Annotated in this window: 21 protein-coding genes; 11 read left to right on the plus strand and 10 right to left on the minus strand. The window is 68.8% G+C overall.

What is annotated here, in order from left to right; translation table 11 throughout:
• Positions 1 to 39 precede the first annotated feature (39 nt).
• Positions 40 to 1,047, plus strand: coding sequence for an LLM class F420-dependent oxidoreductase (locus tag ACYVHG_RS07190; protein WP_461166948.1), 1,008 nt, complete (start codon positions 40 to 42; stop codon positions 1,045 to 1,047).
• Between the two features lie 71 nt (positions 1,048 to 1,118).
• Here the strand turns inward: ACYVHG_RS07190 and ACYVHG_RS07195 are convergent, their stop codons facing one another.
• Together ACYVHG_RS07195 and ACYVHG_RS07200 are read right to left on the minus strand one after the other, a co-directional pair.
• Positions 1,119 to 1,616 carry a pyridoxamine 5'-phosphate oxidase family protein gene (locus tag ACYVHG_RS07195; RefSeq protein WP_461166713.1) on the minus strand — a complete coding sequence of 166 codons (498 nt, stop codon included), beginning with the start codon at positions 1,614 to 1,616 and terminating at the stop codon, positions 1,119 to 1,121.
• Between the two features lie 4 nt (positions 1,617 to 1,620).
• The gene (locus ACYVHG_RS07200; RefSeq protein WP_461166714.1) at positions 1,621 to 2,721 is read right to left on the minus strand and encodes an NAD(P)H-dependent flavin oxidoreductase; all 1,101 of its coding nucleotides are present in this window, start codon (positions 2,719 to 2,721) and stop codon (positions 1,621 to 1,623) included.
• A gap of 118 nt (positions 2,722 to 2,839) precedes the next feature.
• Here ACYVHG_RS07200 and ACYVHG_RS07205 point away from each other — a divergent pair, with 118 nt between their 5' ends.
• The gene (locus ACYVHG_RS07205) at positions 2,840 to 3,634 is read left to right on the plus strand and encodes a crotonase/enoyl-CoA hydratase family protein (RefSeq protein ID WP_461166715.1); all 795 of its coding nucleotides are present in this window, start codon (positions 2,840 to 2,842) and stop codon (positions 3,632 to 3,634) included.
• A gap of 62 nt (positions 3,635 to 3,696) precedes the next feature.
• Here ACYVHG_RS07205 and ACYVHG_RS07210 read toward each other — a convergent pair whose 3' ends face one another.
• Entirely contained in the window at positions 3,697 to 5,265 is a 1,569-nt protein-coding gene (locus ACYVHG_RS07210) for an AMP-binding protein (RefSeq protein WP_461166716.1), read from the minus strand.
• Positions 5,266 to 5,388: 123 nt separating this feature from the next.
• Between ACYVHG_RS07210 and ACYVHG_RS07215 the strand changes: the two genes are divergently transcribed.
• Genes ACYVHG_RS07215 through ACYVHG_RS07225 form a run of 3 tightly spaced genes read left to right on the plus strand, consistent with a single transcriptional unit; the run spans position 5,389 to position 8,614 of the window.
• Positions 5,389 to 6,366 carry a Zn-ribbon domain-containing OB-fold protein gene (locus tag ACYVHG_RS07215; protein ID WP_461166717.1) on the plus strand — a complete coding sequence of 326 codons (978 nt, stop codon included), beginning with the start codon at positions 5,389 to 5,391 and terminating at the stop codon, positions 6,364 to 6,366.
• Positions 6,366 to 7,442, plus strand: a complete 1,077-nt coding sequence (locus tag ACYVHG_RS07220) for a thiolase domain-containing protein (RefSeq protein ID WP_461166718.1) — start codon at positions 6,366 to 6,368, stop codon at positions 7,440 to 7,442. Before ACYVHG_RS07215 ends, ACYVHG_RS07220 begins: the two co-directional genes overlap by 1 nt.
• Positions 7,439 to 8,614: a thiolase domain-containing protein gene (locus ACYVHG_RS07225; RefSeq protein WP_461166719.1), complete on the plus strand. Its 1,176-nt coding sequence runs from the start codon at positions 7,439 to 7,441 to the stop codon at positions 8,612 to 8,614. The genes ACYVHG_RS07220 and ACYVHG_RS07225 overlap by 4 nt, the downstream gene beginning before the upstream one ends.
• Positions 8,615 to 8,730: 116 nt before the next feature.
• On the opposite strand, the gene ACYVHG_RS07230 is transcribed toward ACYVHG_RS07225, so the two are convergent.
• Entirely contained in the window at positions 8,731 to 9,954 is a 1,224-nt protein-coding gene (locus tag ACYVHG_RS07230; RefSeq protein ID WP_461166720.1) for a cytochrome P450, read from the minus strand.
• A gap of 245 nt (positions 9,955 to 10,199) precedes the next feature.
• Between ACYVHG_RS07230 and ACYVHG_RS07235 the strand changes: the two genes are divergently transcribed.
• Together ACYVHG_RS07235 and ACYVHG_RS07240 are read left to right on the plus strand one after the other, a co-directional pair.
• Complete coding sequence (locus ACYVHG_RS07235) at positions 10,200 to 11,360, plus strand: steroid 3-ketoacyl-CoA thiolase (RefSeq protein WP_461166721.1); 1,161 nt, start codon at positions 10,200 to 10,202, stop codon at positions 11,358 to 11,360.
• Between the two features lie 4 nt (positions 11,361 to 11,364).
• A complete protein-coding gene (locus ACYVHG_RS07240; protein WP_461166722.1) occupies positions 11,365 to 12,351 on the plus strand; it encodes an NAD-dependent epimerase/dehydratase family protein in 987 nt (328 codons plus the stop codon).
• A gap of 91 nt (positions 12,352 to 12,442) precedes the next feature.
• Here ACYVHG_RS07240 and ACYVHG_RS07245 read toward each other — a convergent pair whose 3' ends face one another.
• Positions 12,443 to 13,348, minus strand: a complete 906-nt coding sequence (locus ACYVHG_RS07245; protein ID WP_461166723.1) for an SDR family oxidoreductase — start codon at positions 13,346 to 13,348, stop codon at positions 12,443 to 12,445.
• Positions 13,349 to 13,358: 10 nt separating this feature from the next.
• Entirely contained in the window at positions 13,359 to 14,165 is an 807-nt protein-coding gene (locus ACYVHG_RS07250; RefSeq protein ID WP_461166724.1) for an SDR family oxidoreductase, read from the minus strand.
• Between the two features lie 104 nt (positions 14,166 to 14,269).
• Here ACYVHG_RS07250 and ACYVHG_RS07255 point away from each other — a divergent pair, with 104 nt between their 5' ends.
• The 4 genes from ACYVHG_RS07255 to ACYVHG_RS07270 are packed head-to-tail and all read left to right on the plus strand — an operon-like array spanning position 14,270 to position 17,743.
• Positions 14,270 to 15,076, plus strand: a complete 807-nt coding sequence (locus tag ACYVHG_RS07255) for an enoyl-CoA hydratase family protein (RefSeq protein WP_461166725.1) — start codon at positions 14,270 to 14,272, stop codon at positions 15,074 to 15,076.
• The gene (locus ACYVHG_RS07260) at positions 15,073 to 15,948 is read left to right on the plus strand and encodes a CoA transferase subunit A (RefSeq protein WP_461166726.1); all 876 of its coding nucleotides are present in this window, start codon (positions 15,073 to 15,075) and stop codon (positions 15,946 to 15,948) included. Before ACYVHG_RS07255 ends, ACYVHG_RS07260 begins: the two co-directional genes overlap by 4 nt.
• The gene (locus ACYVHG_RS07265) at positions 15,945 to 16,688 is read left to right on the plus strand and encodes a CoA-transferase subunit beta (RefSeq protein WP_461166727.1); all 744 of its coding nucleotides are present in this window, start codon (positions 15,945 to 15,947) and stop codon (positions 16,686 to 16,688) included. The genes ACYVHG_RS07260 and ACYVHG_RS07265 overlap by 4 nt, the downstream gene beginning before the upstream one ends.
• Positions 16,685 to 17,743 (plus strand): NAD(P)H-dependent flavin oxidoreductase, encoded by a 1,059-nt coding sequence (locus ACYVHG_RS07270; protein WP_461166728.1) that lies wholly within the window; start codon positions 16,685 to 16,687, stop codon positions 17,741 to 17,743. The genes ACYVHG_RS07265 and ACYVHG_RS07270 overlap by 4 nt, the downstream gene beginning before the upstream one ends.
• A gap of 5 nt (positions 17,744 to 17,748) precedes the next feature.
• Here the strand turns inward: ACYVHG_RS07270 and ACYVHG_RS07275 are convergent, their stop codons facing one another.
• Genes ACYVHG_RS07275 through ACYVHG_RS07290 form a run of 4 tightly spaced genes read right to left on the minus strand, consistent with a single transcriptional unit; the run spans position 17,749 to position 21,479 of the window.
• Positions 17,749 to 18,912, minus strand: a complete 1,164-nt coding sequence (locus ACYVHG_RS07275) for an acetyl-CoA C-acetyltransferase (protein WP_461166729.1) — start codon at positions 18,910 to 18,912, stop codon at positions 17,749 to 17,751.
• Positions 18,909 to 19,523, minus strand: coding sequence for a TetR/AcrR family transcriptional regulator (locus ACYVHG_RS07280; protein WP_461166730.1), 615 nt, complete (start codon positions 19,521 to 19,523; stop codon positions 18,909 to 18,911). The genes ACYVHG_RS07275 and ACYVHG_RS07280 overlap by 4 nt, the downstream gene beginning before the upstream one ends.
• Positions 19,516 to 20,304 carry an SDR family oxidoreductase gene (locus tag ACYVHG_RS07285; RefSeq protein ID WP_461166731.1) on the minus strand — a complete coding sequence of 263 codons (789 nt, stop codon included), beginning with the start codon at positions 20,302 to 20,304 and terminating at the stop codon, positions 19,516 to 19,518. Before ACYVHG_RS07285 ends, ACYVHG_RS07280 begins: the two co-directional genes overlap by 8 nt.
• The gene (locus ACYVHG_RS07290) at positions 20,301 to 21,479 is read right to left on the minus strand and encodes an acyl-CoA dehydrogenase family protein (protein ID WP_461166732.1); all 1,179 of its coding nucleotides are present in this window, start codon (positions 21,477 to 21,479) and stop codon (positions 20,301 to 20,303) included. Before ACYVHG_RS07290 ends, ACYVHG_RS07285 begins: the two co-directional genes overlap by 4 nt.
• Between the last annotated feature and the right edge of the window lie 74 nt (positions 21,480 to 21,553).

The following is a 21,553-nucleotide window of genomic DNA, read 5'->3' on the forward strand; positions in this document are numbered from 1 at the left end:
TCGTAGAACCTGTTCTAGATTTGAGTGATGGTCAATGATCTGCGACTCGGACTCAACCTCGGCTACTGGACCCGCGGGCCGGAGGACCACAGCGCCACGGCGATCGCCGCAGACCGGCTCGGTTACGACTACCTGTTCACCGCCGAGGCCTACGGCTCGGACGCCTTCTCGACACTGGCCTGGTACGGCTCGCAGACCAGCCGGATCAGGCTCGGAACAGCGGTGGCGCAGATCCCCGCTCGCACTCCGGCGGCCACGGCCATGCACGCGCTCACCATCGACGGCCTCTCCGGAGGCCGGATGGTTCTCGGCCTCGGTGCGTCCGGGCCGCAGGTGGCCGAGGGGTGGTACGGCGATCCGTTCCCCAAGCCGCTGGCCCGCACCCGCGAGTACGTCGACATCATCCGTCAGGTGATCGCCCGCGAACGTCCCGTGACCAGCAACGGCCCGCACTACCCCCTGCCGCTGCCGGGCGGCACGGGCCTGGGGAAGGCACTCACATCGATCGCCCTGCCGGTGCGGCCCCGGATCCCCGTCTTCCTCGGTGCGGAAGGGCCGAAGAACGTGGCACTCGCGGCCGAGATCGCCGACGGCTGGCTGCCCCTGTTCATCGACCCGCAACAGGTGGACACCGTCTTCGGTGAATCGCTCGCCGGCCGTGCGGCGGACTTCGAGATCGCCGCGACCGTTCCGGTGATCGTCTCCGATGATCTCGACGAGGCGCTGCTGCGGGCCAAGGCGCCACTCGCCTTCTACATCGGCGGTATGGGCCACCGGTCCACGAACTTCCACCTGGACCTGATCGGGCGACTCGGTTACGCCGACGCGGCCGTGGCGGTGCAGCAGAAGTTCATCGCCGGAGACCGAGCGGGCGCGGTCGCCGCGGTCCCGGCCGCGCTCGTGGATTCGATCTCACTACTCGGCCCGGCGCACCGGATCGCCGAACGGATCGAGCTCTGGCGGGACTCCCCGGTGACGACGGTGCTGTTCAGCGGCGTTCGGGACGAACCGACACTGCGACTGCTGGCGGACGCCGTCCGAGGATGACACCGCAGGTCACGGCCTCGCACGGGCACGGTTGCCCCGCGGAATCGGCCACCGGCGTCGCGGCGATCCGGTCAGAGGTATTCGGCGGTGCTGCCACTGACCGGCATGGCCGGCATGCCCAGCTTGCGGTGGTCCCAACTGCGAACACGCTCGGCCCGCAACCGCACCGCGACCCGCTTGTTCATCATGGCGTCGACGGCGGGCCGGGCCTCGTCGGAGTACGGGCCGAAGTACCGCCGGTAGACCTGCTCGCAGACCGCGCGCACGGTCGCCTCGTCGTCGGCGATCTCCGCGACCCCCTCGAAGGTCACCCCCCGCAACTGGTCGTAGGACCGGCCCGCTTCGACGGAGGCGCTCATCACCGGATTGCGGCGCAGGTTCACCACCTTCTGGGACTTCGCCTTCGTCTCGATCCACAGGTCACCGTCGATCACGGCGTACCACATGGCCACCAGGTGCGGGATCCCGGTGGATCCGACGGTGGCGATGGTCGCCGTCCGGCTGCGCTGGAGGAAGTCGCCGATCTCGGTGTCGGTCATCTGGATCTGGCCCCGCTGGTTCGCTCCCATGGGATCAGCGTGCCAGGTTGACGCGGGCAGCGGCATCGTCGAACTCGCCGACCAGCTCCGCCATGATCTCGGCGACCGGGCGTACGGCGTTCATCCGGCCCACGATCTGACCGACCGGCATGGCCACGACGGACGGATCACCCGAGGCGCTGATCCGCCGGTGCGCCTGCCCCACCAACAGGTTCTGCAGCGGCATCGGTAGCGCCGAGGGTGCCCCGGGCTGCTCCCAGGCCTGCGTCCAACGGGACCGGAGCAGGCGTGCGGGTTTGCCGGAGAAGATCCGGGTGCGCACCGTGTCGGCGGAGGAGGCTGCGACCAGCGCCTCCTGCATGGTGCGCGAGCCGCTCATGGTCTCCAGGTATTCGGTGGTGGTCAGCCAGTACGAACCCATCCAGACACCGTCGGCCCCGAGGGCCACGGCCGCCGCGATCTGCCGTCCCGATCCGATCCCGCCCGCGGCCACCACGGTGGCCGCGTCACCGACGGCGTCGACGATCTCCGGCAGCAGCACCATCGAGCCGATCTCGCCGGTGTGCCCGCCCGCTTCGTAGCCCTGAGCGATCACGATGTCGACACCGCCGGCCACGTGCGCCAGGGCGTGGCGGGCACGGCCGGCGAGTGCGGCGATCTTCACCCCGCGCTCGTGTGCTGCGGCGATCACCTCCGCCGGAGGTGATCCGAGTGCATTGGCGATCAGCGCGATCGGGTGCCGCAAGGCGACGTCCACGTGTGAGCGGGCCACCGAGTGGAGCCAGCCGAGGACGCCGGATCCGTCGTCGTCGGGTAGTTCCGGGACGTTGAGCTCGCGGAGCGTCCGTTCGACGAAGGCGCGGTGCTCGGGCGGGATCAGCTCGGCCAGATCGCCCGCGCTGCCCTCGGTGGGCACCTTGTTCGGCATCACCACGTCGACGCCGTAGGGTCGGCCGCCGGTGTTGGCATCCATCCAGTCGAGGACGGCGTCCAGTTCGTCCGGATCGTTGAACCGGACGCAGCCGAGGACGCCGAGTCCACCGGCTCGGGAGACCGCTGCGGCGACGTGCTCGGACGGTGTGAAGGCGATGACCGGGTAGTCGATACCCAGGTCCTCGCACAGAGGTGTGCGCATGGGGTCCTCCTGAAGAACTTCCCCACAAACTAGAACCTGTTACTGTCCGGGGAAGCGGATTCCCGGAATTGCCGGGCCGTTTCTTCTGCCGCGCACCCCCCGGACTCAGGAGCTGGCCATGACCGCAGACGCCCCGCACGCCCTCGTCGAGCTGCGCGGTCACACGCTGGTGATCACCATGAACCGGCCGGAACGCAAGAACGCCCTCACCGGCGAGATGCTGCAGATCCTCGCCGACGCCTGGGACCGGATCGATGAGGACCCGCAGATCCGCAGCGCGGTGCTCACCGGTGCCGGTGGTGCGTTCTGCGCCGGAGCGGATCTGAAGAACATGGCGTCGTCGGATCCGGGTGCCGCGATGTCCGGCGGCGGGTGGGATCCCGCGCGCATCCCCGGACTGATCAAGGGCCGTCGTCCGAGTAAACCGCTGATCGCCGCGGTCGAGGGTGCCGCGATCGCCGGGGGTACGGAACTGTTGGCGGGCACCGATATCCGGGTCGCGGCGCAGAGCGCGACGTTCGGTGTCTCCGAGGCGAGATGGAGCCTGTATCCGATGGGCGGTTCCGCGGTGCGGTTGCCGCGACAGATTCCGTATACGGTCGCGGCGGATCTGCTGCTCACCGGCCGGCACATCACTGCGGCGGAGGCCAAGGAGTACGGCCTGATCGGCCACCTGGTCCCGGACGGCACCGCACTGAACAAGGCGATGGAGCTGGCCGAGTCGATCAACGCGAACGGTCCCCTCGCGGTTCAGGCCGTCCTGCGCACCATGCGCGCCACTGAAGGCATGAGCGAAGACGACGCCTTCACGATCGACGCCCAGAACGGCCTGCCCGTGTTCGGCTCCCACGACGCCAAAGAGGGGCCCCGCGCCTTCACCGAGAAGCGCACCCCCGTCTTCGAAGGCCGCTGACTCCCCAATTGAACACTGTTACTGTCCGGCGCGACCTGCGGTTTCGGCGGCCGTAACAGTGTTCAATTGCGGGGCGGGGCGTAGCGGGCCCGCAGCGCCTTCTTGTCGGGTTTGCCGAGCGGGCTGACCGGGATCGATTCCACCAGGTCGACGGTCTTCGGCGTGTGGACGGCGCCCTTACACTCGCGTACCAGCTCGCGCAGCTCATCGACATCGACGTCCGCACCCGCTCGCGGAACGACCACCGCTTTGACGGCCTCGCCCCACTTGTCATCGGGCACTCCGATCACGGCGACGGCGGCCACGGACGGGTGCGTGGAGATCACATCCTCCACCTCACGGGGGAAGACGTTGAAACCACCGCTGACCACCATGTCCTTCTTCCGGTCCACGATGTAGAGGAAGCCCTCGTCGTCGAATCGACCGATGTCTCCGGTGTGCAGCCAGCCGTGCTCGGTGGCCTCAGCGGTCTGCTCCGGCTTGTTGAGGTAGCCCTGCATGACCAGGGGGCCGCGCACGCAGATCTCCCCGGGCTCGCCGGGTTCGACGGGGCGTCCGGCATCGTCGAGCAGGGCGACCCGCACCCACGGCACCGGCCTGCCGCAACTGGCGAGACGATGGGCATTCGCCGGGTCGTGTTCGTCGCGGCGGAGCACCGAGATGGTCATCGGACACTCCGCCTGACCGTAGAACTGGAAGAACTTGGGCCCGATCCGTTCGATCGCCTCGGCGAGGCGGGTCGGTGAGATCGAGGAAGCGCCGTAGAACACCGTCTCCAAGCTGGAGAGGTCGTAGTGGTCGAAGCGCGGATGATCGAGCAGCGCGTAGATCATGGTCGGCACCAACATGGTCGCGGTGATCCGGTACTTCTCGATCGCCGCGAGCACCGCCTCCGGCTCGAACCGGGGCAGCACCACCATCGACCCGCCGGCCATGGCCGTCGGATTCCAGAAGGCGCCGCCGGCGTGGCTGAGTGGGGCGCAGACCAGGAACCGGATGTCCTGCGGCCATTCCCATTCGGTCCGCTGGATACGCAGGAGCGCAGCGCCTCCGGAGTAACTGAGCATCACCCCCTTGCTCTTACCCGTGGTCCCTCCGGTGTACGCGAGGCTCGCGGTCGACGACGGATCGGCGGTGTGGGCGCTCAGCGGTGCGGGCGCGAAACCGCCCGCGACCGCGGTGAGATCGGTCCCGACGTCGGTGGGCCCCAGGGAGAGCAGGTTCTTCAGGCCCGGAACGCGGTCTCGCAGGTCCGCGGCGCGCTGCTGGTACAGCGTCGGGTCGTAGATCAGCGTCTCGACACCGGCGTCGGCGAGGACGTACGCGTGATCGTCCAGAGAGCCCATCGGATGCAGTGCGGCGAACCGAGCACCGGTGATGAGGTTCGTCGACTGTGCGATCAGCACCTCGTAGCGGTTGCCGGAAAGCACGGCGAGCTTGCTGCCGGCGCCGATTCCGAAGTGGGCGTAGGCCTGCGCATACCTGCTGACCTCGTCGCGCACCTGCGCGTAGGTGAGGGTGCGGTCACCGTCGGGCCCGTTGACATGCACCGCCACACGGTCCGGGTACGTGGCGAGCGAGCCGAGCAGGATGTCACCCGGGAGCGGCTCGCGGTGTAGGTCGTCGGCCATGGAACACCTCGTCGTCGGAGCGGGGCACCCGTCTCGGACGGGCTCGGACTCCTGACCACGGTAGGTGGATCCGCCCTTTCCGGGATAGTCTTGCGGCAAAAAGTTAGAACATGTTTCACTCGAATGGTGAGCGCAGAACCGCAGACCCTCTCGGCCCCGCTGAATCTGTCCTTCGACTACACCCGTTCTCTCGGGCCGGTGCTCGGCGCGTTCATGACCGGACTGCGCGAGCGCCGTGTCGTCGGTAGCCGCGACAGCGCCGGACGGGTGCATGTACCCCCGCTGGAGTTCGATCCGGACACCACCGCCGCGCTCACGGAGATCGTCCCCGTCGCCGACACCGGCACGGTGACCACCTGGTCATGGAACCAGCACCCGGTGGACGGACAACCCTTCGACCGCCCCTTCGCCTACGCCCTGATCACGCTCGACGGTGCCGACACCGCCCTCCTGCACGCCGTCGACGTCTCCGGTCCCGAGCAGATGGCGACCGGGATGCGGGTGCACGCGCGGTGGGCCGCCGAGACCCGCGGAGCGATCGGAGACATCGAGGCATTCGTTCCCGGCGAAGGTGCGAACACCCCCTCCGAGCCCCCGCCGGAGCCGGCGCCAACGGCGGATCCGGTGACGATGCTGACCACCCCGGTCTCGCTGAGCCTGCAGCACTCGGCCTCCGAGCCGGAGACCCGGTACCTGCGTGCCCTGGCGCAGGGCCGGCTCCTCGGGCAGCGGTGCAGCACCTGCGGGAACGTCTACGTACCTCCGCGCAACGCCTGCCCGATCGACGGCATCCCCACCACTGAGGAGGTGGATCTGCCGGACACCGGTGTGGTGACCACCTTCTGCGTGGTCAACGTTCCGTTCCTGGGCCAGCGGATCACCCCGCCGTACGTGGCCGCGTACGTCCTGATCGACGGTGCCGACATCCCCTTCCTCCACCTGGTACTCGGCTGCGAGCCGTCCGAGGTGCGCATGGGTATGCGGGTCCGGGCGTCCTGGAGACCACGTGCGGAATGGAGCGAGAGTCCCGGCAACATCTCGCACTTCGAGCCGACCGGTGAGCCCGACGCCCCGTACTCCGATTACGAGAGGCACCTGTGATGGCACGTTCCTGCACCGATCCCGACGGCTCCGTCGCCGTCGTCGGCTACGCGGCGACCCCGTCACTGCGCAGCGCCGAGACCACCACCAACGGTGTGGAGCTGCTGATCCCGCTGTTCGCCGAGGTCTTCGCCCAAACCGGATTGACGAAGTCGGACATCGGTTTCTGGTGTTCGGGATCATCGGACTATCTCGCCGGGCGGGCGTTCTCGTTCATCGCGGCGATCGACTCGATCGGCGCGGTACCACCGATCAACGAGTCGCACGTGGAGATGGACGCCGCATGGGCGTTGTACGAGGCGTGGGTGAAGATCCGCACCGGCGAGGTCGATACCGCGCTCGTGTACGGCTTCGGGAAATCGTCGGCGGGCACGCTGCGCCGCACCTTGACGATGCAACTGGACCCGTACACCGTCGCCCCGCTGTGGCCGGATTCGGTGTCGGTCGCGGCTCTGCAGGCCCGGGCCGGCCTCGACAGCGGTGCGTGGTCACAGGCCGATATGGCGCAGGTCGCGGCGCGCAGCCTCTCCGATGCGGCAGACAATCCGACGGCGCAGTTCTCGCGCACCGTTGACGTGCAATCCCTCCTGGCCGAGCCGATGTGGGCGGATCCGCTGCGCCGGCACGACATCGCCCCGGTCACCGACGGTGCCGCGGTGGTGGTGCTGGCCTCCGCCGATCGCGCTCGTGAGCTCCGCGAGATCCCGGCGTTCATCACCGGGTTGGAACATCGGATCGACTCACCTGCGCTCGGCTCGCGCGATCTCACCCTGTCACCGTCGGCCCAGGCGGCCGCCCGCGCCGCGGGCACGGACGGGGTGCGGATCGCCGAGCTGCACGCCCCGTTCACGCACCAGGAGCTGATTCTGCGCACAGCGATCGGGCTCGACGAGTCGGTACGGATCAACCCGTCGGGCGGCGCACTGGTGGGCAATCCGATGTTCTCCGCGGGCCTGGCCCGTATCGGCGAGGCGGCCCGCGCGGTGTGGAACAAGGAGGCGGACCGGGTCCTCGCGCACGCCACCAGTGGACATGCTCTGCAACAGAACCTGATCGCCGTGATGGAGGCCTCGTGAGCCCGCAGCCCACCGCCGTTCTGGGAACCGGCCAGACGCACCACCGCGCCAAGCGCACCGACGTCTCGATGGCGGGAATGATCCGTGAGGCGGTCGATGCCGCACTGATCGACGCCGCCGTGTCGATGACGGAGATCGACGCAGTGGTGATCGGCAAGGCACCCGACATGTTCGAGGGCGTGATGATGCCCGAGTTGTTCCTCGCCGATGCGCTGGGCGCCGTCGGCAAGCCCCTGTTGCGTGTGCACACCGCCGGCTCGGTGGGCGGTTCGACCGCCGCGGTCGCAGCGGGCCTGGTCAAAGCCGGGGTTCACCGGCGGGTGCTCACCGTGGCGTGGGAGAAGCAGTCCGAGTCGAACGCCATGTGGGCGTTGTCGATACCGGTACCTTTCACCGTCCCGGTGGGCGCCGGCGCCGGTGGTTACTTCGCCCCGCATGTGCGTTCGTACATCCGTCGGTCGGGCGCTCCCGCTCACATCGGTGCACTGGTCGCGGTGAAGGACCGTCGCAACGGCGCCCGGAATCCTCTGGCCCACCTGCACCAGCCGGACATCACCCTGGAGTCCGTGCAGGCCTCCCAGATGCTGTGGGATCCGATCCGGTTCGATGAGACCTGCCCGTCGTCCGACGGGGCCTGCGCGATGGTGCTCGGTGACGAGCACGCCGCAGCGCAGTCCGAGGCCGCCACCGGCAACCGCGTCGGGTGGGTGCTCGCCACCGCGATGCGCACCGAGCCACTGGCCTACGCCGGGCGGGAGAACGTCAGCCCGCAGGCCGGTCGGGACGCCGCGGCCGCCCTGTGGCGCGATGCCGGTATCACCGACCCGCTGCGCGAGGTCGACGCCGCCGAGATCTACGTCCCGTTCTCGTGGTTCGAGCCGATGTGGCTGGAGAACCTCGGCTTCGTGGCCGCCGGCGAGGGTTGGAGGCTCACCGAATCCGGCGGCACCGAGATCGGGGGCACGCTGCCGGTGAATCCCTCCGGCGGAGTGTTGTCCTCGAATCCGATCGGGGCTTCCGGCATGATCCGGTTCGCCGAGGCCGCCAGACAGGTCATGGGACGCGCCGGCGATCACCAGGTCGACGGTGCCCGAACCGCGCTGGGCCACGCCTACGGCGGTGGCTCGCAGTACTTCTCACTGTGGCTGGTCGGCGCCGAGAAGCCTCTGTGAACCGTTCCTGCGCGTCGCGATCTCATCAGTGATCGCCGAATCAGCGGTCCGGGCGGCGATCCGGAGACGAGCAGATCCCCCGGGCAGGCCGGGGGCTCTCGTCGTCGGCGAACCGACTACTCGTAGGCCACTTTCCAGTGCTTGATGCCGTTGAGCCAGCCGGACCGGAGCCGCTGCGGCGGCTCGAGCTCCCGTAGGTTGGGCATGACGTCGGCGATGGCATTGAACATCAGGTCGATCTCCAGCCGGGCCAGGTTCGCGCCCACACAGTGGTGCGTGCCCGAGCCACCGAATCCGACGTGCGGGTTCGGGTCCCGCAGGATGTCGAAGGTGTACGGATCGTCGAAGACGTCCTCGTCGAAGTTCGCGGAGGCGTAGAACAGCGCCACCCGCTGCCCCTTCTTGATCTGTTGACCGCCGAGCTCGAGATCCTCGATGGCGGTGCGCTGGAAGGCCGAGACCGGGGTGGCCCAGCGGACGATCTCATCGGGTGCCGTCCGGGGACGCTGCTCCTTGAAGATCTCCCACTGGTCGGGGTGATCGACGAAGGCCTTCATGCCGTGGGTGATCGCATTGCGGGTGGTCTCGTTGCCGGCGACGGCCAGCAGCAGCACGAAGAACGCGAACTCGTCGCTGCCCAGAGCCTCGCCGTCGATATCGGCCTGGACCAGCGAGGTCACGATGTCGTCCATCGGACAGCCGCGACGCTCCTCGGCGAGGTTCCACGAGTACCCCACGAACTCGGTCATGGCGGTCATGTAATTGCCCTCGAACTCGGGATCGTCGTAGGCCATCATCGAGTTCGACCAGTCGAAGAGCTTCCTGCGGTCCTCCTGCGGGACGCCGAGCAGTTCGGCGATGGCCTGCAGCGGCAACTCACTGGCGACCTGCTCGACGAAGTCTCCGCCACCGGCCGAACGGGCCTCGTGCACGATCTTCTCAGCGCGCTCGGCCAGCGCGTCGTGCAGCGACTGCACCGCTTTCGGGGTGAATCCGCGCGAGATGATGCGCCGCGTCTTGGTGTGCTGGGGCGGATCCATGTTCAGCAGGAGCATGCGCTGTACGTCGATCTGCTCGCGCTCCATCTCCGGGCCGAACCGGACGACTGCTCCGTTCTCCCAGTTCGAGAACTGCTTGGGGTTGCGGGAGATGGCCTTGATGTCGTCGAGCTTGGAGACGACCCAGAAACCGCCGTCGTCGAAGCCGGTGGTGCCCGGCGGGATATCCTGCCACCAGACCGGAGCCGATCGCCGCAGTTCGGCGAACTCGGCCTCGGGCCGCCGTTCCGACCACAGGTCAGGGCTGGTGAAATCGAACCCTGCGGGGAAGTGCACGCTCACGCCGCCTCCTCAAGCGCCTGCACCCGGCCTCACCGGGCGTAGATGAAACATGTTCTACTCATTGAAACACAGACGGTCCGCGTGTGAGCTAGATTGCGAAGGACGCTGCCGCAGTAGCAGTTCATCTGGGACGTATCCGGTCCCGGCGCCATCCCCAGGGGCTCGACAGGCCCCCGATCAGGCGCCACAATCGAGAACGTGCTCTACCTCTCCCGGCGGAGCAGAGAATGTGAGGAACGATCGATATGGGAATCCCCGTCATCGTCGACGCCGTCCGCAGCCCCATCGGCAAACGCGGTGGTTGGCTCAGTGGCCTGCACCCCGCCGAACTCCTCGGTGGCACCGTCAGCGCGCTGCTCCAGCGCACCGGCGTCGACGCCGCTCAGGTCGAGCAGATCATCGGCGGCAACGTCACTCAGGCCGGCGAGCAGGCCGGCAACATCACCCGCACGGCATGGCTGGGCGCGGGCCTGCCGGACACCACCGGCGCCACCACCATCGACGCGCAGTGCGGCTCCGCGCAACAGGCCACCGGACTGATCGCGGGACTGATCGCCACCGATACCATCTCGATCGGCATGTCCTGCGGTGTCGAATCGATGAGCCGGATACCGCTGGGCGCCAACCGCCCCGAGGGACTCGGCAACTCCCGGCCGCCGTCGTGGACCATCGACATGCCGAACCAGTTCCTCGCCGCGGAGCGGATCGCCGAACGCCGGGGCCTGACCCGCGAGCAGATCGACACCTTCGGTCTCGAATCGCAGAACAAGGCCCTACAGGCGTGGGCGGAGGGTCGTTTCGACCGTGAGATCGCGCCGTTGAAGGCACCCGCCATGGCCGACGGCGCCCCCACCGGCGAGACCATCGAGGTCTCCCGCGATCAGGGGCCCCGGGAGAGCACCCTCGAGGGTTTGGGAAGGCTGCGCCCCATGCTCGACGACGGTCGGCACACCGCTGGAACCTCGTCGCAGGTTTCCGACGGTGCCGCCGCGGTGATGCTGATGGACTCCGATCGTGCCGAGGCGCTCGGGCTCAGGCCCCGTGCCCGGATCGTCTCCCAGGCATTGGTCGGCGGCGAGCCGTACTACCACCTCGACGGTCCGATCCGCGCCACCGAACGAGTCCTCGAGCGATCCGGCCGCGCCCTGCGCGACATCGACCTGTTCGAGGTCAACGAAGCCTTCGCCTCGGTCGTGATGTCCTGGCAGCAGGTGACCGGGGCCGACCCGACGAAGGTGAACGTCAACGGCGGCGCGATCGCCCTGGGCCACCCGGTCGGTTCCACGGGTGCACGCCTGATCACCACCGCGCTGCACGAACTCGAGCGCCGCGACGCCTCCACCGCCCTGATCGCGATGTGCTGCGGGGGCGCGATGGCTACCGGCACGATCATTGAACGGATCTGAATCGATGCGGGTGGCAGTGACCGGCGCGGCCGGATTCGTCGGGGGGAACCTCCTGCAGTTGCTCTCCGAGCAGGGCCACGAGATCGTCGCGATCGACCGCACCGCGTCGCCGCACGCCCCCGACGGGGTGCACTGGGTACGGGCGAGCGTCCTGGAACCGGATCAGATGCGCGCGGCGCTCGAGGGCGTCGACGTGGTCTACCACCTGGTCGCGATGATCACCCTGCGGATGGAGGACGAGGTCGCCTGGCGGCTGAACACCGAGGGCGTACGCGTCGTGGCACGCGCGGCGCTGGATGCAGGTGTCTCGAAGATGGTGCACCTGAGTTCCATCCACGCCTACGACCAGGATCTGGTGCAGGTGATCGACGAGAGTGCCCCGCGATCCGAACGCCCGGAGATCCCGGTCTACGACCGCTCCAAATGGGCTGGTGAGCAGGAACTGCGGCGAGTCATCGACGACGGTCTCGACGCCACCGTCTGCAATCCGACAGGCGTCTGGGGCCCGGCCGATCACGGCGCGAGCCTCTCCCGCCTGAACCGTCTCGCGCACACCGCCGCGCGCGGCCGGCTCCCCGCGTTCGTGGCCAAGGCCGGCTTCGATCTGGTGGACGTACGCGATGTGGCCGAGGGTGTGATGCTGGCCGCGGAGAAGGGGCGCACCGGCGAGAACTACCTGCTCGGTGGTGAATTCGCACCGATCATCGATACCATGCGGCTCGCCGCTCAAGCGGCCGGGCGCTCCGGGCCGCAGATCGCGGTGCCGATCGGCGCACTCGCGGCGATCATGCCGGTGCTGGAGCCGATCGGCGCCTTGCTGGGTTCGGACGTACTCTCCAAGGCCGCCCTGGGTCCGCTGTTCGCGTCGCCACTGGTGGATATCACCAAGGCCCGTACGGAACTCGGCTACTCCCCACGATCGATGGCCACCACTGCTGCGGACCTGGTGCAGTTCTTCACCGAGAACTCCCGCTTGACCGTGCGGGTCTGACCACCGTCCGGCGACACGTGTCGGGCGGCTCCACACCCGGCCGGTGATGCCGGGGCCGCGCGGGTGCGGGCCCGGCATCACCGGATCCGGGTCAGGCGCCGTAGACGGGCTCCGGCGACGGAGCCGTCCGGATCAGATCGCGAACCACCGGGCCGAGTTCGGCGGGTTCCCAGCGGGCGCCCTTGTCCTGCTCCGGACCGTGCCGCCATCCCTGCGCCACCGAGACCTTGCCGCCTTCGACCTCGAATACCCGTCCGGTGACATCGCCCGCTTCAGCACTCCCCAACCACACCACCAGCGGGGAGATGTTCTCCGGCGCCATGGCGTCGAAACCCTCCGTGGGAGCCGCCATGTCGTCGGCGAAGGTCACCTCGGTCATGCGAGTCCGCGCTGCCGGAGCGATCGCGTTGACGGTGATGCCGTAGCGGCCCATCTCCGCGGCCGCCTGGATCGTCATCTCGGCGATGCCGGCCTTGGCAGCCGCGTAATTGCCCTGCCCCACGCTGCCCAGAAGCCCCGCTCCGGAGCTGGTGTTGATCACCCGCGCCTGCGGCTGCCGGCCGGCCTTGGACTCGTCCCGCCAGTACCCGGCGGCGTGCCGGAGCATCGCGAAGTGCCCCTTGAGGTGCACCCGGGTCACGGCGTCCCATTCCTGCTCGGACATGTTCACCAGCATCCGGTCGCGGAGGAATCCGGCATTGTTCACCAGCACGTCGAGGCGGCCGAACTCGTCGACCGCGGTACGGACCAGAGCGGCCGCACCCTCCCAGTCGGCGACGTCCGAGGCGTTCGCGACGGCGCGGCCCCCGGCCGCCCGGATCTCGTCCACCACCTGCTGGGCCGGTCCGGACGATGCATCAGCACCGTCGAGGCCCACGCCGTAGTCGTTGACCACCACGGCGGCGCCCTCGCGGGCGAAGGCCAGTGCGTGCGCCCGGCCGATACCGCGGCCGGCTCCGGTGACGATGACCACCCGGCCGTCGACGATTCCTGTCATTGGCGTTCTCCTACTTGTTGTTCCGGTCCGAATCATGGCTGTGATCGGCATTGGCGGCGGCGAGGAAGGCCGGCCGCTCACCGCCGCCGTGCACCAGGAGCGTGGCTCCGCTGACGTACGAGGCGCGTGGCGAGGCGAGGAAGGCGGCGCATTCGCCGATCTCCTCCGGGTGGGCCAGCCGTCCCAGCGGAACGGTGGCGCCGATCGCGGCGATCCCCGCGTCGTCGCCGTAGTGCTGCTCGGCGGCCTCGGTACGCACCATTCCCACATCCAGTGCGTTGACCCGCACCGCCGGAGCCCATTCGACGGCCAGGCTCGCGGTGAGCGAGTCCAGTCCGGCCTTGGCCGCACCGTAGGCCGCGGTTCCGGGCGATGGGCGGGTGGCACTGACGGAGGAGACGTTGACGATCGCGCCGCCACCGGCGGCCTGCATGGCGGAGTTCGCGCGCTGCGCGACCAACAGCGGCGCCAGTAGATTCAGTCCGACCACTTTCTCGTGCAGTCTCGGTGACGCGGTCGCGGCATCGGCGAACGGCGCTCCGCCGGCATTGTTGATCAGGACGTCGAGCCGGCCGTGCCGTTCGACGATGCCGGAGACCAGGGCATCGACCTGCTCCGGGTCACGGACGTCGGCGGCGGTGAACTCGGCGACGGCACCGCCGGCCTCGACCGGGCCGTCCGGTTCACGCCGGGCGCAGACCACCACGGTGGCTCCGTGACGCAGGAAGACGCGGGCGATGCCCGCGCCGATACCGCGCACCCCTCCGGTCACCAGGACCACCGCGCCGGCGAGGTCCGATCGGGTACTGCTCGACATCTGATCCGCCTTCTTCGTTCCGGGGCAGTGGACTTCGGTGGTAGCGTACCAAGCAATTGCTAGGTTTAGATCATGTTCTACCTGTCTACCTCGAAGGAGTCGGTGTGTCCTCACCGATAACAAGCACAGTCGACGACGTCGGAATCCACACGATCACCGTCGATGCACCCCCCGTCAACGCCCTCACCGTGCAGGGCTGGTTCGACCTCGCCGAGGCGATCACCGCCGCCGGACGGGACCCCGCGTGCCACGTCGTCGTGGTGCGCGCGGTCGGCCGCGGCTTCAACGCCGGAGTCGACATCAAGGAGATCGACGCCGCCCAGTCCGCGGGCAGCGGATACCAGAAGCTGATCGGCGCCAATCAGGGCTGCGCCGCCGCCTTCTCCGCGGTGTACGACTGCGAGGTCCCGGTGATCGTCGCGGTGAACGGCTTCTGCCTCGGCGGTGGTATCGGGCTGGTCGGCAATGCGGACGTGGTGGTCGCCTCCGACGACGCCACCTTCGGGCTGCCCGAGGTGGACCGGGGTGCGCTCGGCGCCGCGACCCACCTGGCGCGATTGGTGCCGCAGCACCTGATGCGCACGCTGTACTTCACCGCCGGCACCGTCACGGCGCAGCAGTTGCACCACTTCGGCTCGGTGTACCGAGTGGTGCCGCGTGCCGATCTCGACGAGGCGGCGCAGGAGCTCGCCCGGACGATCGCCGCGAAGGACACCCGGGTGATCCGCAAGGCCAAGGAGGCCATCAACGGCATCGACCCGGTGAACGTGCACACCAGTTATCGCTTCGAGCAGGGCTTCACCTTCGAGCTCAACCTCGCAGGCTATTCCGACGAGCACCGGCGGGAATTCGTCAGCACCGGCCGCACCGTGGGCGAGGCGGCCCGGGACACAGAGCAGGAGAACCGATGACCGACAAGATCATGACCGCCCAACAGGTGGTCGCCGAACTCGAGGACGGGATGACGCTGGGCATCGGCGGCTGGGGCTCGCGCCGCAAGCCGATGGCGCTGGTCCGGGAGATCCTGCGTTCGGATCTCAAGGATCTCACCGTGGTCTCGTACGGCGGCCCCGATGTGGGCCTCCTGGCCGCGGCGGGAAGGATCCGCAAACTCGTCTTCGGATTCGTCACCCTCGACAGTGTCCCGATCGACCCGAACTTCGCCCGCGCCAGGCAGTCCGGCTCCATCGAGGTCGCCGAATGGGACGAGGGCATGTTCGCCGCCGGGCTCAGGGCCGCCGTCCAGCGCCTGCCCTTCCTGCCGTTGCGGGCCGGTCTCGGCTCGTCGGTGATGGACGTCAACCCGGACCTGCGCACCGTCGTCTCCCCGTATCCGGACGGTGAGGAACTGGTGGCGGTGCCCGCACTGCGGCTGGACGCCTCGCTGATCCACATGAACCGTGCCGATGCCCGGGGCAATGCGCAGTACCTCGGTCCCGACCCGTACTTCGACGACGACTTCGCCCTCGCTGCCGACCGCTGTTACCTCTCGTGCGAACGGATCGTCCCGACCGAGGAACTGGTCGCCGGGGGGCCCGTGCAGTCTCTGCTGATCAACCGCAGCGCCGTCACCGGCGTGGTGGAGACCCCCAACGGGGCGCACTTCACCTCCGCCGTCCCCGATCACGAGCGGGACGAGAGATTCCAGCGGCACTACGCCGCGAGCGCCAAGGATCCCGCCGCCTGGGCCGAGTTCGAACAGCGGTTCCTCTCGGGCGACGAGGCGCACTACCAGGCCCAGGTCGCAGCCTGGGCGTCCGAACAGGCCGAGGAGAAGAAATGACCGACATCACCCGTGCGGAGGTCTGCGTGGGCGCGATCGCCGATCTGTTCCGCGGCGACGGTGAGATCACCGCCAGCCCCATGGGCCTGATCCCGGCCCTGGGTGGGCGGCTGGCCCGACTCACCTTCGCCCCGGACCTCGTCCTCTCCGACGGAGAGGCCTATCTGATCGCCGACGCCGCGAGCCCGTCCGCGGGGATCGAGGGCTGGCAACCGTTCAAGAAGGTGCTCGACGTGGTGGTGCCGAACGGTCAGCGCCACGTGATCATGGGAGCCAGCCAGATCGACCGGTACGGCAACCAGAACATCTCCGCGATCGGTGACCACAGCGCACCCACCCGGCAACTGCTCGGCGTGCGAGGCGGCCCCGGCAACACGGTCAACAACCGCACCTCGTACTGGATCCCCAAGCACTCCACCCGCGTCTTCGTCGAATCGGTGGACGTGGTCTCCGGGGTCGGCTACGACCGGGCGCGCGCGGCGGGCCCGGCCGCGTCGAGGTACCACGACGTGCACCGGGTGGTCACCGACCTGGCGGTGCTCGGCTTCGGCGACGACGGCGCGATGACCCTGCTCTCGGTGCATCCGGGAGTGACCGAACAGCAGGTCCGCGAGGCCACGGGCTTCGAGCTGGCCGGCTCGGACGTGCCGCAGACCCGCCTGCCCACCGAGACCGAACTCGACCTGATCCGCACCGTGATCGACCCGAAAGGGCTGCGCAACAAGGAGGTTCCGGCATGACGCTGCGAACTCGTCTGACCGAGCTGGTCGGCATCGAGCACCCGGTGGTGCAGACCGGCATGGGCTGGGTCTCCGGCGCGCACCTGACCTCCGCCACCGCGAACGCGGGCGGGCTCGGCATCCTGGCCTCCGCGACGATGACCTACGACGAGCTCGCGACGGCGATCCGCAAGACCAAGGAGCGCACCGACAAGCCCTTCGGAGTGAATCTGCGCGCTGATGCCGAGGATGCGCAGCAGCGGGTCGATCTGCTGATCCGGGAGGGCGTGAAGGTGGCCTCGTTCGCCCTGGCCCCCCGCAAGGAGATGATCGCCGAGCTCAAGGACGCCGGACTGGTGGTGATCCCGTCGGTCGGGGCGGCCCGGCACGCGGAGAAGGTCGCCTCCTGGGGCGCCGACGCGGTCGTGGTGCAGGGCGGTGAGGGCGGCGGGCATACCGGTGGTGTGGCCACCACTTTGCTGCTGCCGTCCGTCCTGGACGCGGTGGACATCCCGGTGATCGCCGCCGGCGGTTTCTTCGACGGACGGGGCCTCGCGGCCGCTCTGGCGTACGGTGCGTCCGGGGTGGCGATGGGCACCCGCTTCCTGCTCACCCGGGACAGCCGGGTCCCGGACTCGGTGAAGGAGCAGTACCTGCAGCGAGGTTTGACGGACACCGTGGTCACCACCAAGGTCGACGGGATGCCGCACCGGGTGCTGCGGACCGCGCTGGTGGAGGCGCTGGAACGCTCGCACGGCGTGGCGACGCTGGCGCACGCGGCCCGCAACACCCTGCGCTTCCAGGCCCTGACCGGGGTCTCCTGGAAGGGTCTGATCAACGAGGGCCTGGCGCTGAAGAAGGGTGGAGAGCGCACCTGGAGCCAATTGATGATGTCGGCCAACACCCCGATGCTGCTGCGCGCCGGGCTGGTCGAAGGAAACACCGATGCCGGGGTCCTGGCCTCCGGTCAAGTGGCCGGAATCATCGACGATCTGCCGACGGTGGCCGAACTCATCGACCGGATCGTCGCCGACGCGACGAACCGGATCGAGGAGCTCACCGACCTGCGAGGCTGATCCGTTCAGATCCGCTCGATGATGGTGACGTTGGCGGTGCCGCCACCCTCGCACATGGTCTGCAGGCCGTAGCGGCCTCCGCGCCGCTCCAGCTCGTGCAGCAGGGTGGTCATCAGCCGGGCGCCCGTGGCGCCCAGCGGATGCCCCAGAGCGATGCCGCCACCGTTGACGTTGACCTTCTCGTGCGGGATCCCGAGCTCGTCCATCCAGGCCAGTGGCACCGAGGCGAACGCCTCGTTGCACTCGAACAGGTCGATCTCCCCGACCGCGAGCCCCGTCTTCTCCAGGGCGTACCGGGTGGCCGGGATCGGGCCGGTGAGCATCCACACCGGGTCGGCCGCGCGCACCGAGATGTGGTGGATCCGGGCCCGTGGACGCAACCCGTGCCGCTGGACGAAATCACCCGAGGCGACCATGACCGCGGCGGCGCCGTCGGCGATCTGACTGGCCACGGCAGCGGTGACCGCCGACCCCTCGGCCAGCGGCTCCAGAGCCGCCATCTTCTCCAGTGATGTTCCGCGGCGCGGAGTTTCGTCGGTGGCGAAGTCCTCGACCGGGGCGATCTCGGCCTCGAACCGGCCCGCGTCGATGGCATCGATCGCCCGGTGGTGACTGGCGAGTGCGAACTCCTCCATCCGCGCGCGGGAGACACCCCACTTGGTGGCGATCATGTCGGCGCTGGCGAACTGGGAGATCTCCACATCGCCGTACCGTTCGCGCCAGCCCTGCGAGCCGGAGAAGGGATCGTCGAAGCCGTACTCACGGCCGGCCACCATGGCCGCGCTGATCGGAACGGCACTCATGTTCTGCACACCGGCGGCGACCACCGCCTCGGAGGTGCCCGAGAGCACGGCCTGGGCAGCGAAATGCACGGCCTGCTGGCTCGACCCGCACTGCCGGTCGACGGTCACCCCGGGAACCTGTTCGGGCAGGCCGGCGGCCAGCCAGGAGGTGCGGGCGATGTTGCCGGACTGCGGGCCGATGGTGTCGCAGCACCCCATGATCACGTCGTCGACCAGTTCCGGATCGACACCCGAGCGCAGCACCGACTGTCGCAGGACGTGGGCACCGAGGTCGGCGGAGTGCATCGCCGACAACGATCCGCCGCGTTTACCGGATGGGGTGCGCACAGCGTCCAGAATGTAGGCACCGGGGGCGAGACTGGTCATGACTTCTCCTTCGAGGGCTGGACGATCCCGTGTTCGAGGATCGTCAGGTACTGATCGGCCACCGCGCTCACCGGCAGTTCACCGCCGGGCCGGTACCAACTGACCGCGATCCAGACGGTGTCGCGGAGGAAGCGATAGGTGATGTCGACGTCCAGATCAGCTCGAAAGGAGCCCGATTCGATACCGCGCTCGATGATCCCACGCCACATCGAGCGGAACTCCTGGAGGAATTCGGCGATGTACGCGAACCGCTGCTGCTGCGCGAGGGTCCGCGACTGCGCCTGGTAGATCGCAACGGCGTCCGGGTCGGCATCGATCGCCTGGAAGGAGGCGATCACACAGCCGCGCAGTTGATCCCGGGGATCATCGCCGCGGGCCAGCACTTCGCGGTACTCGCCGAAGAGCCGGTCGAGGAAGGCCCGCAGGATCTCGTCGACCATCGACTCCTTGGAGTCGAAGTGATGATAGAGGCTGCCGGACAGGATGCCGGCGGCGTCTGCGATATCGCGCACCGTTGTAGCACGATAACCGTTCTCGGCGAACAGTTTCGCGCTCAGGGCCAGGACCTCCGCGCGCCGTGCGGAAGCGGTGGAGGGATCGGGTTTAGGCATGTTGACTGCTCACGGACACGACCTCGCCGGTCATGTACGAGCTGTAGTCGGAGGCCAGGAAGACGATCACGTTGGCCACCTCCCAGGGTTCGGCGGCGCGGCCGAAGACCTCGCGCCGGGAGAGCTCGTCGAGCAGTTCGTCGGAGGTCACCTTGGCCAGGAACGGGTGCATGGCGATGCTCGGCGAGACCGCGTTGATCCGGACTCCGTGCGGAGCGGCGTCGACCGCTGCGCACCGGGTCAGCGCCATGACACCGGCTTTCGCGGCGGCGTAATGAGCCTGCTCGGCCTGCGCGCGCCAGCCGATCACCGAGGCGTTGTTGACGATGACTCCGCCACCGCCCTGAGCGATGAACCTGTTGATCGCGGCACGGGTGGCACGGAAGGTGCCGGTGAGGGTGACGTCGAGGACCTTCGACCACTGTTCGTCGGTCATGTCCTGGACCGCGACGCTACCGCCGAGTCCGGCGTTGTTGACCAGGACGTCGATCCGCTCGAACCGCTCTGCGGCACCGCCGAGCAGCGCCTGGACCTGCCGCTCGTCGGTGACGTCGCAGACGAGGGCGTGGACGCGGTCACCGAACTCAGCGGCGAGCTCGTCGTACTTCTCCCCCAGGCGGCGCTCGTGCCAATCGGAGATCACCACTCGCGCCCCCTCCTCCAGGCAACGGCGCGCGGTCGACGAGCCGATGCCCGTACCGGCGGCGGCGGTGACCACCACGACCCGGTCCGAGAGCAGGTCACGGCCGGTGGGATAGGTGGGTGCGGGAATCGCGGTCATGGACGGGCCTCTCTGGGCAGGCCGAGCACGCGCTCGGCGATGATGTTGCGCTGAATCTCGTTGGAACCGCCGTAGATCGTGTCGGCCCGGGTGAACAGGTAGAGCCGCTGCCAGTCGTCCAGGCCGGCGCCCGCCGGGCCGCTGCCCGCGGCGAGCAGTCCTGCAGCACCGCGCACCGACATCGCGATCTCGCCGAGCCTGCGGTGCCAGTTGGCCCACAGCAGTTTCGCGACCTCCGCCGTCCCGGTCTCGGCGGATCCGAGCGTGCGCAGCGCGTGTGCGCGCATCACGTCCAGTTCGGTCCACGCGCGGCGCAGGGCCGACGCGATCTCCGGGCGCTCCGCTGCGCCGTTGTCCAGGGCCAGGTCGGTGAGCTGCTGCAGTTCGCGGCGGAATCCGATCTGCTGCCCGAGAGTGGCCACGCCGCGCTCGAAGCCGAGAGTCCCCATGGCCACGCGCCAACCGTCGCCGGGTTCGCCGACCACGTTGGCCGCCGCGGTGCGGGCACCGTCGAAGAACACCTCGTTGAACTCCGAGGTACCGGTGAGCTGCACGATCGGACGGACCTCGATACCGGGCTGGTCCATCGGCACCAGTAGGTACGACAGTCCCCGGTGCCGGGCCGAACCGGGTTCGGTGCGGGCGACCACGAAGCACCAGTCGGCGACGTGTGCGAGGGAGGTCCAGACCTTCTGACCGGAGATCACCCATTCGTCACCCTCGAGCCGCGCCTGGGTGCTCACGTTCGCCAGGTCGGAGCCGGCCCCCGGCTCGGAGTAGCCCTGACACCAGAGCTCGCGGACGTCTCGGATCGCGGGCAGGAAGCGCTGCTTCTGCTCGTCGGTGCCGAAGGCGATGAGGGTGGGCCCGAGCAGTTCCTGGCCGAGGTGCGAGACCTTCGCCGGTGCACCGGCGCGGGCGTACTCCTCGTGGAAGATCACCTGCTGGGCGATGCTCGCTCCACCACCGCCGTCCTCGGCCGGCCAGCCGATGCAGTTCAAGCCCGCGGCGGCGAGGTGTCTCTCCCAGCCGACGCGCTCGTCGAAGTACTCGTGTTCGCGTCCGGGGCCGCCGGCGCCACGCAGACCGGCGAACTCACCGGAGAGATTCGTCTCGAGCCAATCGCGGATCCTGGCGCGGAATTCCGCGTCGGTCTCGCTGCTCACCGCCGTCACCGGCTCTCCCTTCACCACCACCAAGCAGTTGCTTGGTGGAATCAGGTTACACAGACTCGACTCGCACTGTAACG

The sequence above is a fragment of the Tsukamurella serpentis genome (assembly GCF_054780975.1).